This is a genomic window from Microbulbifer variabilis (assembly GCF_020524905.1).
Lineage (GTDB): Bacteria > Pseudomonadota > Gammaproteobacteria > Pseudomonadales > Cellvibrionaceae > Microbulbifer > Microbulbifer variabilis_A.
This window is the reverse complement of record NZ_JAIVKI010000019.1, coordinates 17975-30943: the sequence shown is the minus strand read 5'-3', so window position 1 is coordinate 30943 and position 12969 is coordinate 17975. Positions and strand designations below refer to the sequence as shown.

12 protein-coding genes are annotated in these 12969 nt (G+C 43.1%); 11 read left to right on the top strand and 1 reads right to left on the bottom strand.

Features of this window, described 5'->3' with window-relative positions:
* Nucleotides 1-179: 179 nt before the first annotated feature.
* Nucleotides 180-623: a CopD family protein gene (locus LC073_RS17745; protein ID WP_226648657.1), complete on the top strand. Its 444-nt coding sequence runs from the start codon at nucleotides 180-182 to the stop codon at nucleotides 621-623.
* A gap of 60 nt (nucleotides 624-683) precedes the next feature.
* Nucleotides 684-1190, top strand: coding sequence for an arsinothricin resistance N-acetyltransferase ArsN1 family B (locus LC073_RS17740; protein ID WP_226648656.1), 507 nt, complete (start codon nucleotides 684-686; stop codon nucleotides 1188-1190).
* Nucleotides 1191-1204: 14 nt separating this feature from the next.
* Here LC073_RS17740 and LC073_RS17735 read toward each other — a convergent pair whose 3' ends face one another.
* Nucleotides 1205-1870: a phytanoyl-CoA dioxygenase family protein gene (locus LC073_RS17735; protein WP_226648655.1), complete on the bottom strand. Its 666-nt coding sequence runs from the start codon at nucleotides 1868-1870 to the stop codon at nucleotides 1205-1207.
* Nucleotides 1871-2722: 852 nt separating this feature from the next.
* Here LC073_RS17735 and LC073_RS17730 point away from each other — a divergent pair.
* The 9 genes from LC073_RS17730 to LC073_RS17690 all read left to right on the top strand — a co-directional run bounded on the left by LC073_RS17730 (nucleotide 2723) and on the right by LC073_RS17690 (nucleotide 12958).
* Nucleotides 2723-3337 carry a bactofilin family protein gene (locus LC073_RS17730; protein ID WP_226648654.1) on the top strand — a complete coding sequence of 205 codons (615 nt, stop codon included), beginning with the start codon at nucleotides 2723-2725 and terminating at the stop codon, nucleotides 3335-3337.
* 71 nt (nucleotides 3338-3408) lie between these two features.
* On the top strand, nucleotides 3409-4641 hold the full coding sequence (locus LC073_RS17725) for a hypothetical protein (RefSeq protein ID WP_226648653.1): 1233 nt from the start codon (nucleotides 3409-3411) through the stop codon (nucleotides 4639-4641).
* Entirely contained in the window at nucleotides 4641-5951 is a 1311-nt protein-coding gene (locus LC073_RS17720; RefSeq protein ID WP_226648652.1) for a MotA/TolQ/ExbB proton channel family protein, read from the top strand. The genes LC073_RS17725 and LC073_RS17720 overlap by 1 nt, the downstream gene beginning before the upstream one ends.
* Complete coding sequence (locus LC073_RS17715) at nucleotides 5944-6645, top strand: flagellar motor protein MotB (protein WP_226648651.1); 702 nt, start codon at nucleotides 5944-5946, stop codon at nucleotides 6643-6645. The genes LC073_RS17720 and LC073_RS17715 overlap by 8 nt, the downstream gene beginning before the upstream one ends.
* Nucleotides 6642-7667: a hypothetical protein gene (locus LC073_RS17710; protein ID WP_226648650.1), complete on the top strand. Its 1026-nt coding sequence runs from the start codon at nucleotides 6642-6644 to the stop codon at nucleotides 7665-7667. Before LC073_RS17715 ends, LC073_RS17710 begins: the two co-directional genes overlap by 4 nt.
* Before the next feature lie 522 nt (nucleotides 7668-8189).
* Nucleotides 8190-9344 (top strand): serine hydrolase domain-containing protein, encoded by a 1155-nt coding sequence (locus LC073_RS17705; RefSeq protein ID WP_226648649.1) that lies wholly within the window; start codon nucleotides 8190-8192, stop codon nucleotides 9342-9344.
* 898 nt (nucleotides 9345-10242) lie between these two features.
* Nucleotides 10243-10845 (top strand): DJ-1/PfpI family protein, encoded by a 603-nt coding sequence (locus LC073_RS17700; protein WP_226648648.1) that lies wholly within the window; start codon nucleotides 10243-10245, stop codon nucleotides 10843-10845.
* Nucleotides 10846-11137: 292 nt separating this feature from the next.
* The gene (locus LC073_RS17695) at nucleotides 11138-11539 is read left to right on the top strand and encodes a YybH family protein (RefSeq protein WP_226648647.1); all 402 of its coding nucleotides are present in this window, start codon (nucleotides 11138-11140) and stop codon (nucleotides 11537-11539) included.
* A gap of 969 nt (nucleotides 11540-12508) precedes the next feature.
* Nucleotides 12509-12958 carry a hypothetical protein gene (locus LC073_RS17690; protein ID WP_226648646.1) on the top strand — a complete coding sequence of 150 codons (450 nt, stop codon included), beginning with the start codon at nucleotides 12509-12511 and terminating at the stop codon, nucleotides 12956-12958.
* The last annotated feature ends 11 nt before the right edge of the window (nucleotides 12959-12969 follow it).

The following is a 12969-nucleotide window of genomic DNA, read 5'->3' as shown; positions in this document are numbered from 1 at the left end:
GGCCCTTTAAGAATTAAAGGATTAAAACTACAAATCCTACAGCTTCTCTGCGAAGTTAAACTCCAATCCGTTTCATCCAGTCTTAGACACCTCAAATTTATCTCGACAAGAATCTATGGCTAGGCAACCGAAAAATTAGCCGATATAGTGTCTGCTCAGGGAATCTTTTGGAGATGGTGATGTACGATGTAGTATTGTTCTTACACCTTCTTGGAGCAACTATCTGGACGGGAGGACACTTAGTACTCGCCTGCACAATTCTTCCCAGTGTACTGAAAAACAACGATATTGAATTTATTTCGAAATTTGAGGGCTACTACGAGAAAATTGGTATCCCCGCCTTAGCCATACAGATTCTCTCGGGGCTCTATATGGCATACACTTTACTACCAAACCTAAGCCAATGGTTTGACTTTTCAAACCCATTATCCCGACTTATATCATTCAAGTTGATACTACTTGCGGGAACCTTTCTACTCGCTATAGATGCAAGACTGAGAGTCATCCCCAATCTCTCACCACAAAACCTAAGATCACTCGCTTATCATATAATACCGGTAACCCTTATTTCTGTTCTTTTTGTTTATGTAGGGGTCTCATTTAGAACTGGATGGCTTTATTAGGCCACTTGTCAACAAGGATTCCATTTAAAAATTTTTATTACTGGATAAATTGTCAAGATAATGATTAGGACTGTTAGCAACTTAGATGCACAGGCAATAGCTGCAATATACAACCACTATATAATAAACACTCCCATCACCTTCGAAGAGAAAGCTATTAGTTCTGTTGATATTGTCCGGCGAATCGAGTCCGTCCATAACTCAAACCTTCCCTGGCTGGTGAAAGAGCAAAGCGGAAAGGTTGTTGGTTACGCTTATGCCACACCGTGGAAGGAAAGAAGCGCTTATCGATTCTCTGTGGAAACAAGTGTATATATTGCCAACGATATGAAATCGAAGGGCTTGGGTACAGAGCTATACCTGGCTCTATTTTCCGAGCTAAGAAAGAGGAATATTCGTACCGCTATTGGCGGAATAACTTTACCCAACCCAGCAAGCGTCGCGCTACATGAAAAACTGGGCATGAAGAAGGTTGCACACTTTGAAAAGGTAGGATTCAAATTCGGCCAATGGCGCGATGTTGGGTATTGGCAGGCTCAGCTAGAGTACCTTAATCCTCCTGTGTAACAAGTTATTGACTTTCAAACCCATGAAGCCCCGCAAGGTAACTTAAAGCTACTATACTCCAGGTGAATAATGCGGCGCCGCCCTGAGGTGAGTACCTTATCGGATGAGTGCAAAATATGAGGACGCATAATCAGTATATCCCCAGCTTTAGCCTCACAATGAACAACCCCGCCCCTAGCAACATAGCGTTTAATCGCTTCAGTCCCCAAAATACCCTCACGTTGACTGTAAGGTAGAACTTTTAAGCAGCCATTATCAACACCAGTATCGTCAAGGTGCACACGCAATGTGACCATCTCCTTTAATACCTTTAGTGGAGGCTGCACGTGGTGGACTCCTTCTTTGATACTCCAAGGACCCCAACCATGCCTCTCAAATCGAGAGGAAACAGCCACGGTCTTATCCTGGTGCCAAGCTAAAGACCAATTATTATCAATTTTTTTGTCAAAAAAAATGGCTCTCACCAACCGGACAGGTTTTATCAAGTAGGTATCTACTAACTTTAAAATCTCTTCTGATTTTGCCAGAGAATCCACGGAAGGAAATCTTTTATCGGCATTGCGCACACCCCCTCTACCATTGGTAAGTGATACAGTTGCCAAATCGGTTTGAAGCGTCTTCAATTGATGTCCTGATAAAACATTACGAATCAATGCGTGGCCACATTCCAGATCATCCACCTTTATAAACCTCACACAATTAGCCTTAGTAAATTGAGTAAACTAATCACGAGCGTTCGCCTAACAGGTAAATTTTAAGCCGCTTCAGTACCTAAAGATGTATTAAATTTTCGGAAAGCACTTTTGTAAATAAAAAATTCCTGCCGATCACCATCATACGGTGGGCGTTTCTTCTTAGTCACAATTTACTCGCAAACTCCAGTAGCCTCATGCAAAAAACATAGCTTCCTGCAAGCCCAAGGTGCGAGCACATAACCGGCACCCAAGTAGCAATTAAAAGAAAATGGTGCTCTTGATCACACTTTTTGCGTGCAATCCGTGCTAAGTTTAACTTATTCAAGTCGAGGTCAGCTTGATTAATGGCCAAGCCGTTTAGTGGTGGCAGGCACGCTGTAAGAAGGTACACACCAACTCATCGATTATGAGCTCTATTGGACTCAATACCCATCAGCAGGCAATTTAGCAGTATGTCCTCCTTATTTGAAAGTGAATATTTACTTACTCTATTTACACTGAACTGAGTGCAAAGATATTAAAAGCTATTGCAAAAGTAGCTTGATTTCAGGCCTCAGGTTAATTTTTCTCCAGCTTAGCAATGTGGGGAAACCTAGATAAGTAACTTCACAAGAGAATGTTTCCGAAGCGCTCGACCAGTGAGATGGCTCATACAAAAGTGCTCAATTTTTATCAGGTAACTCATACCAGCCATCGCAGGAAAACTGTCAATGGCCAGAATGTTGGTGTTTTTTTGAGCTTAAAATATCACTTTTTACACCAATACACTTTCAACTATAGGTATGAGAGTAAGAGATTTTATAGCTGACTTTTACCACAAAGAAGAGATTTATTTCGATGAGCACTGACAAAAGTAATGATTCCACACCATTTCTAGCGGGCATGAGTGCTGGTGAACAGCAATCATCTCTCTCGAATTCAGGCGCCAAATCAGTGCTGGGCCAAGGAATCAATTTCCGTGGCGAGCTGATTGGTACCGAGGACCTTCACGTAGAAGGCACTGTCGATGGCACTGTGATTATGGTTGGACACAATCTTTCAGTGGGTACTGGCGGCGCAGTTACAGCAAATATTCACGCAAAAAATATTGTTGTAGAAGGCACCCTGGACGGCGACGCACTTGCCGATGAACTCATCGAAATTCGCAATACAGCACAAGTGAATGGAAACCTGATCGCGCCCAGAATCAAACTGGACGACGGTGGTAAATTCCGTGGCTCCATGGATATGGTAGATACCGATTCTGAAATGAAGGAACGTCACAAGGAGTTCTCTGATCGCCTGGTACACCCTGATCTGCCTGCGATAGAGGATAAGCCTGCAAATCGTGCACAGAGCAATTCTTCTTACTCTTCTAGTAACTCCACTGTGAATAGTTCTTCTAGTATATCCGATAGTAGTGATTACTTATTCGGCACCAAGGAAATCGAAGAGGAGGCCGAGGAAAGCTGAGCTGAAAACTTCTAGTAATCCTCATTACCAGCCCCGGCTATTGCCGGGGCTTTAGCTTTTGGTAAGGAAATATGTTGCAGCATCAATCTTTTGGCATTGCTGCCCTGGTGGAAGAAGTCATTCAACCAGGTGCAAAAGTGTTGGATTTGGGATGCCTCTCCTTCGGCACTACACAAACTTTCTTAGAACTTTCCTGCCAGACATTTATTGAAGATTTACGTAGCTTATTGCTTGAAATCAATGCGCTGGATGCACAAACCCGTGCTTCAAGGCTATCTGAACATCTGACCAAAAAACCACAGAGAATAAAAATTGATGTTGTTCTCTGCTGGGATTTATTTAACTTTATGGAGCCCGAGCTTATCACTCGGCTCATTGAGGAGATCCAGCCTCATTTAAAGTCTGGTACTATTTTTCATACCATGCTCTATACCGGCACAATGCCCACTGCACCCGCCGACTTTAAACGCCTATCCGGCTTCACCTTTAACTCTGAGCATCTTACGTTACAAGAACCGCTGCCCACCTATCGGTATTCATCCCTTAACTTGATGAAAACTATGGGAAACGTTTCTCTACGCGCCTCTCTCCTACACAGAAAGGGCATGCGTAAGGACCTTATCGAAATGATGTTCGAGTATGGCAATGTGAAGTCACAAAATGCTTTACAGGCTGCGGGTACCTCGGGCGCAATTTCTGCATTTAGACAAATAAGTCTAACGGAGCTGCCTTTAACCGCTTTCGACGCAGCAATGTCACATGTCAGCCGCTCCCCCATCAGCAAAGTGCTCGATGTCGGGAAGAAAGTCGGCAGAAATATGCAATTTCTTCAGCGCGAAGCCGGTGAGCTTTTTATATCAGACCTCTACTCCGCAATACTTTGGCAATGCAGCCGCAAGGAATCATTTGATGGGGCCGTGCATGCCGCCTTGAAACAGTCAAGCCTGCCAGAAAATCTGGATTGCATCTTACTTTGGGATCTACTCAACTTCTTTTCCGTTGAAGAAATTCAAATAATCACCAGTGCTTTATATCAGTTTCTGAGCGTTGCAGGAGTCATGCATTTTCTACTGTTCAAACAAGAGCGTCTTCCAGTCAACTGCGGTGTGTTCGAGATACAGCAGTCGGGCCTAGTAGGGACCTTTCTCCAGCCAGCTGGCAATAAGCCGGTCAAGTTTCGCACTATTACTGACGTAGTGAAGTCTCTACCACAAATGAAAGTACTTAGTCAGGGCACTGGGCGGATACCCGGCGGGCCCTCTTATCATGAAATAACAATGCAGAAAGTTGTAAAGGATCAATAATGACCCAGTTTTTCTATCACTGGTTGACTAAATTATCCGCCGAGCAAGTAACCGACACCTTTCTTATCGTTATGCTTGCCCTTGGTGCTATCGCTTTGGCCGTTTACCCCTTTGGTAAGTTTTCACGTTTTGTAAAAGAGGTGCCATCCCTTCTGACTGCTCTTGGCATCCTGGGAACGTTTATTGGCATAATTCTCGGTATCTATGGTTTTGACTTGGCTGATATCGATACTTCAATTTCAGAGCTGATGCAGGGCCTGGAAACGGCCTTTATGACGAGTATCCTGGGCTTGTTCCTGTCACTGGTTCTTCGCACTATCTTTCAATTATTCAGTAAAGAGCAGCCAGCCAAAGCCACCTCAGATGACATCTTGATGGCAATTAATGGTCAGCGGCAGGATCTTGCCAAATTCCAGCAGAGTATTAGTGAAGAAGTTCTTCAATCGCTCACCGCTGTTGTTGAAAAATTTAATCAGGGTTTAAATTCACAAATGGGTGACAACCTGCAGCAGTTTATTCAACAGCTACAAGCAGTATCCCCCGCCCTACAAGCTTTAATCGACCAGCATGAGCAACATGCCGAGTTGGCTGCCATCTACCGTGAACAAACCACGTCCCTGCTGGTTGAAATCAATGGTGCCCAGGAAAATCTTCTACAACTACATCAACGTATTACTGAACTGCCAGAAGTCTTTAATGCGATCCCTTCATTGGTGGAACAGCAACGCATTCACTCCGAACAAATCTCTGTGATGCTGAATGAACAGCAGGCATCCATTGAAATACTACAAAAATCGATCCCAGATATAGCGCCCAAATTCGAGTCTTTGACCAAAGGAATTGACAACGCCAACCAGCAACTGGGCACCCAAGTCAAACAACTGATATCCCTGAATGAAACCCAGACCAAGGTCTTTGAACAAAGAACCAATAGAGTTGTAGCTCTGGCCGATGTTCTCACCAACATCGACCCGAATCATTTCTCGAATATTATCCAAGAGACTGCAAACAATCATCGTGAGTCAATGGTTGAGCTTGCCCAGCTTATTGCCAAGACCCACCAGCAAATGATCACTGAATTGTCCCAGGTGATCACTCGTGATTTATCCAATGCTGACGTGAGCATCAAGAGGCAGTATGAATTACTGGATCAACGCTTACATAGCGAAGTAGAGAGCGTAATGACAGCAATGGGCGATGCACTGAGCACCTTGAGCGGCGAGTTCTCACGGGATTTTCGCCAGCTGATCCAACAAATGAAGAGAATCGACCATCAAGTGAAGCAGGTCGCTGGAGAGGAGCATGTTTGAGAGCGCTCATTCCAGCAGCGAATCCAGTGAAAGCCAATGGATCAGCCTATCTGACATGATGGCCGGCCTAATGATGGTCTTTCTCTGTATTTCGGTCTTCGTGATGCGCTCCTTAATAGATGAACGCGCCAAGATTCGAGAACTTGCGGAGTCTTATCGAGACACACAGTTGGCTATCTATCAAACTTTACAGCAGGAGTTCTCTCACGACCTGGAGCGCTGGGGTGCATCGCTAGATAAACAAACTCTGTCTATCTCCTTTAATAATAGTGATGCGTTGTTCAAGACCGGGGATTTTGCCTTAAGTGACAATGCCCGTGAAATTATGTCCTCATTTGTACCCCGGTATATTGCGGCACTGACCCCTTATATGGGCTCTATCGCAGCTATCCAAATTGAAGGGCACACAAGTTCTGAGTGGGGCGAGCAGTCGGCTCCTGAAGAGGGATACTTTCATAACCTGCGCCTATCCCAACAGAGATCACGGGCGGTGATGCAGTATGCACACTCGCTGCTACCGCCAGATCAAGCAGTAATGGTACGCGCAAAAGTTGCAGCTGTAGGCTATTCCTCTGCCCACCCTGTACTTAATGACAGTGGTATGGAGGATCCGGATCGTTCTCGTCGGGTTGCGTTTCGAGTAGTGAGGGATTCCGAAAGCCATATCCTGCAAATTCTTGAGGAGGCATTATGAAGCTAATCAATCTTCAGCCTATTCATAATCGCCAAACTCAAAAGATGTCGTGCATCCTCAGACCTATCCCTCAGCCATCAACTACCAATAAGCCAAGTCGAAACAGCCTTGCCAATGCTATTCGATCGGGTATTCAGCTGGACGTTTCAGACCTAGACAGGCTCACCTATGGTTGGCGTTACCGAGGCATCCCGGTATTCGCATTTGGCCTTGAGCCCACCTCTTTCACGCAGGCAGATTCTTTTGGGCTAATTCACGTTTCTCCCAAATGTCCTACAGTCAGCAACTATCAGGGACCTCTTTGGGTGAGTAGCGACTTCTCTGCTGCTCAAAAGGCCTTTCCGCAAGACGATCTAAAGCCCTGCCCTCACTGCTTGCGGCAACTTTATAGCCTGGACATTGCAGGCTTACTGTATAAAGACCGTTTTGGAAATGTTACCGATATCGACTGGTTAATTTATGCACGATATTTTGCCGGCCATTTTTTTGACACACAGCCCTTATTTTGGCGAAACGGTGAACGTCCGCAGAAAGTAAACTCTCTATTTAGCGCTGATATCCCAAAGTATGCTTGTTCAATATGCCAATGCCAGGTAAAGGCTAGCAACTGGGCTCTGAATCCAGAATTAGCCGTACGTAGTGAACTTCCAAGAGAAATTTGCCTGCTCTGCGCTGAACGGCGCGCCCGTGCCGTAATAATGGCATCTCCACAAGCCGCTTTGCGTGCAGCAACACTGCGCTATGAGTCCCTTATTAAACAGCTAGGCAGTGAACCCCAAGCATCTTGGGCAATCGCCGAGCAAGTAGTCCCCGCCGCTTGGCTGCCATTGGTACAGAAACTGAAAACTCTGATGGGCCCACCCAAGGTATTTCAACTAATCGCCCCTCAGGTGCTTGCCGTTTTGTGCTGGCCCAGTATGAAACGTGCCATCATTGCTGATACCCCCAAAGAAGCAATACTCCCTTCAAACTATTCGGTATGGAGGAAAATCGAAATTGAGCAAGAACTAGGCTTAGGCTGAGCAATTACTTCATAGTGCTGCCTTCGGGCAGCTGGCTTTTACAAACATCCGGCTTCCTCACTCTCAAAATCTATCAATAAGAAAAGTTCTAGAAGATTCTTAAAGTTGTACGCAGGTATTTCCTACTGCGGCTTATCTGGCTTAGATATAGCAGGCCATCAACAATTTACTATTTCCAATAATCTTATAAACGCATGACTCAAATGAATTATTTGATATTTTTTAAAAGACACTTCATCAAATGCCTTTTATCCTATTTATACTCTCAACTTCTTTTACAAGCTTTGTACAAGCAGCTACTTGGTATTGGAAGATTATAAATATCATGTTTGCGGTATAGATTACCGCCAATAATTTTCTGCATAGGATCCCCCCTCACAATTACATACTTTTTAGGAACTTAAACAAAACGATCCAGTCAGAAATCGAAGTAGTACGCCAATAACCTCGAAACTTCGTACCACTTATAGCGGCAACTAAGATCTGACTCAGTTTTCAAGTTACTTTTAATACAGGCTTATCATGATGCATAGTCGGCACACAAAAATTCTGTCAAAGATTTTTCTTACAATCGCACTCTTAGCAGTAACCGTTGCTGTACGTGCGGACCAAGCGCTGCAGACATTTCTCGAACAGACACTTACCACAGCACGTAACAAAAACGATCTTCCAGCCGTCGCCGCGCTGATTCAAATCGATGGCAAGACCGCTGCTATAGCTGCAGACGGTTTTCGTGCACATGGTCATATGGAACCAGCCACTATCGACGATCGTTGGCATATTGGATCGAATACCAAGGCGCTAACTGCAACAATGATCGCACGCTTAGTTGAGCAAGGTGTCATGCGATTTGAGGATACTCTCGCTGATTCTTTTCCCGCTTTCGCAAAAAATATGGACCCCGCTTACCGCAACATTACGATCACGCAATTGCTCAGTCATACCGCAGGCTTACCATCTCTGACCGACGATAAAGAATTTCCTCAATTTGAAGAGTTAATCGAGTCAGCACCCAGTATTCGGGCGCAACGTATTGCGGTTGCACGCAGTTACCTTGCAATGCCACCTACATCCGCAACTGGTTCATTTAAATACTCCAATCTCGGTTACGTTATCGCGGGTGCCATCGCCGAGGCACGAACAGGCAAGACTTGGGAGGATCTCATCAAGGAACAGATCTTTACTCCGCTCGGCATAAAAAATGCAGGATTTGCAGCGCCCGGATCCTCTGGAAATTTGGACCAACCGCGTGGTCATAAAAAAACCTGGTGGGGCAAGCTCGTACCACTCGATCCCGCTGACATACAAAGTGATAATCCTCAAGCGCTCGGCCCCGCAGGCACGGTCAATATTTCTCTTAAAGATTGGGTTCTCTTCGCAGAGGACCAACTCAATGGCGTACATGGCCGCGGTAAATTATTGAAGTCCGAAACTTATCGCAAACTACACTCACCCGTAGATGGTAATTACGCACTGGGTTGGGGGGCAGTGTACGATCCAGAGTTATTGCTGCTTACACACTCCGGTAGTAACCGCTATTGGCTCACCGACGCACGTATCATGCCAAAGCACAACATAATTTTTCTAATCGCGATGAACTCCGCTGATGATACTGCAAAAAAAACAATGAAAGATATCGGCAAGCTTCTTATGGAGCGCCTAAAACCATTTGAGTGAACCTAAAAAGCGGACTTGTCTTGACAAGTCCGCAATCCAGCGGCTACTGAAATATATACTTGATAATTAATAAAAGTCAGCAGCGCGAATCGGATAGTTATCAGAATCTAGCCTCCAAGATCCAAGCCCATGGCTCTGCAAATAAAGCGAATCAATTATATCCCTGACAGAATAATCTCACAGGCAACGCACACCATCACCCGCCACAAGAATTATATTTATCATGCATAACACCGGGCATTTTATTTTAAAAAAATATTCAAAAAAACACTGCAACTTTATTAAATTCTAATTTTCCTTAGAGAGAACTCTAAAAGGTGTAACTTAGAATTTCCATTCAAAGAAAAATCATAGATTTGCTGTCCACCTATTAAGCCACAAGCTCCAATCTAATTCATCCACGCCAGTCAACAGAAAAATAAGAAAAATTGGCCAGCAAAGCCTCACCAAACACCATAACCCCATCTCTATATTTATATAATTACTTCTTACCATGTCTTTAGGTGCACTACTCATCATTACTGTAGCATCAACCCCTATTATTTCTAAATAGATCAATCGCTAACCCCCCTCCGGCAGGCAAAAATCACGCCATTAGGCTTAGAGCAAAATGTACAAAATATTTTTGACTTCACATTTCCAAACTGAGATATTAAGCAACATCATTTAAGAAATATCTTAAGCAACTGAATGAAGCGCAATGAGCCTAATAAGCGCCCTTCAGTGGTTAAAAATATCGGTAACCTTAAGAAAACCGGGGACAAAACCCCTAAAAATAAACACTTATTATCGACAGAGACATTCTTGCGGAAATTTCATTGCCGTATGGCTTTATAAAATCCCCAACTTACCAAATTTACTTATGACAAGCGTCACGCCACTGAATAGAGGTCCAAGGATGAAGCTGGGAGTTTTACTTTTTGAGGAGTTTGAACTGCTTGACGTTTTTGGCCCCTTAGAAATGCTGGGCCAGATAGACAACCTTAGCATTGAGCTTATATCTAAAAATGCAGGGCCAGTATATTCAGCTCAAGGGCCCGCAACCATCACACAAAAAGGTTTTCGTGACAGTACTGAATACCAAATCATTTTGGTTCCTGGGGGCATTGGCACAAGAAAGGAAGTGCATAATTCGAGCATCATTAACTGGATCGCAAGAAAGGCTATAAGCGCCGACTATATTACTTCTGTTTGTACTGGCAGCGCCTTACTGGCCAAGGCGGGCATACTGAATGGCAAAAAGGCCACTACAAATAAATTAGCATTTTCTTGGGTGTGCTCACAAAGTGAGCAAACAGATTGGGTCGCAAAAGCACGCTGGGTTCAAGATGCCAATATTTTTACATCTTCTGGGGTATCCGCAGGCATTGATATGTCTCTAGCTCTCATCAAAGAAATTTGGGGTGAAAGTAAAGCGAACGAAATAGCAGATAGAGCGGAATATGAATGGAACCAAAATCCTGACATTGATCCATTTGCAGAGAAGTATGGACTAATATAAGGGCTATCACGCTTACGCTAGCATTCTTATAAAGCAAATCGAAACCAAAGCCAAATATGCAAAAGGAATCTATAGAAATATAGAAACTCCATATGAACAACCAAACTCTTAGAAAATTAAGATTTAGCATGATCAGAATATATTTAAGAGCTGCACTTAGAATACAAACCCAACACCATCTGCAATCGACTTAACTCTGGAGGCCCAAACTCTTAAAAAGAAAAATAAAAAGATAGATGAAATTTCTCATAATCCAGCCAGCAAAACCCACCAACAATCTCATGGATCTATCATGAAAAATCAAGAAATAAAAAAAATTGAAACCCTCCTTAAAGACTGGGTCGAGTCTACACGGCACGACCGAAAGGACAACATTTTAAGCAATCACTTACCAGATGCCATTATCTTCGATGTACTTGCACCACTGCAATATCAAGGTGCCAAAGCCTATAGAGAAAGTTTTGATGAATGGCAACCGCCTTTTGAAATCCCTTCTCTATTTGAGTTGAATGAGTTAAGAATTACCGTAGGGGATAAAACGGGATTTGCTCATTGCCTTATAAACTGTGGCGGCACCCTTCCTGATGGTAAGGAAGTTCGTGACACTGTTCGCGCAACCTTTTGTTTTATTAAGACTGAGGATTCCTGGCAAGTTGCGCATCATCATATTTCTATGCCAACTAAGCTTGGGTAATCAAGCCCACAATGGAAGATCGCCAGAGGCTACCTCACAACTTGAAATCACCTGTTTTCACGCAATTACATGGAGAAAATATCAATATTAATCATCCGATTCAAGTTGTGAAACAGCCTACAGAGAATAATAAGCCAATTAAGAATATCGATATATTGCACATCACAAATCACCATCACCCCAACAACATCGAGATAATTTGCAATCACCAGGAAATATTTTTACTTAACTTCACCCATCACATGGAGCTCAATTAAGATGAAGAAATGATACAACCAATCCATGATCTTAATATTTTTAATTCTTAACTTCCTGCTGCACTCTTTCAAGAGGCAAAAAATAAACGTCACTTCCTAGGTGATCAGTTATTTCTACCCAAAGAAATAGCAATCACACAACTCCTGATTGTTTTTCAAGAAAATGGCCTAACCTTTCAAGATTTAAAAATTTTCCAACATCCATCTCAAGAACATTCTATATAATGGGGTTTATCCTTCATTAAGGATTTCGCTTATTATAGAGTACTGCTGATGACCCCCTCTGCACCGAAAAACATAATGAACATGGTCGTACAAATAACATCCCTCCCTACACCTTTCATCAATTGGATACGAAATCAAAGCAGGTATATTAGCCCACAAAAGAAACCAATAAACAATTCCCTTTCATTTGGCATGTTTCTTATGGTATATAGTTTTTTTGCAAGCTCATTGATACTACGAGGCAGGAAGCTTCTTTTGTTATGATTCAAAAAGCCACAATCTCGACGCTTATTGACTTACCCTATCAAAAGACCTACCTCTCAATTTTTCCACAACACTTCAAAAGGAACTTTGTTTTGACGAGAAGCCCAAGCTTTTTATTTGACAGCATGTAAAAACCAGTTAGGTAATTTCGATTTAGATAATTATACGTAACCTCTACAGTAACTGTTGAAAGCAGATGGATTGATTAGCAATAGGAAATAAAATGGAAGAAATTATAAAGATGGCTGTCTCTGCTTTAGTTGGCACATTAACCGTTTGGATTGTGACAGCTTTTCTATTACCCAAAATTGCAGGCATTTTATCCGGTGCAGCCAAGCTTCACTCCAGCTGGGATTATAAGGATTCTGAAACCGGTAATGTTGTTGGGACAGCGAAAATACACCAATTTGGAAATAGGGTAAAAGTGACTGCCACTCGAAAAATTGATCGGGAGGGGAAAAATACCAACCGAGAATTTGTTTATAAGGGGAACATAGCAGGAAGGTCCTTAGTGCTACCCTACGAACAAAAAGATGCTGGTGGAGCAGTGGCAGGTGCCCTTGTTTTAAGATTAGACGCAGACCTACATATGATGAAAGGTTCAACTTCGTATTTTTCAGATTCTGCTGGCAAGGTAATAACACACCCTATATTTTTTTATGCGGCTGTATAGTGCTAATAAAT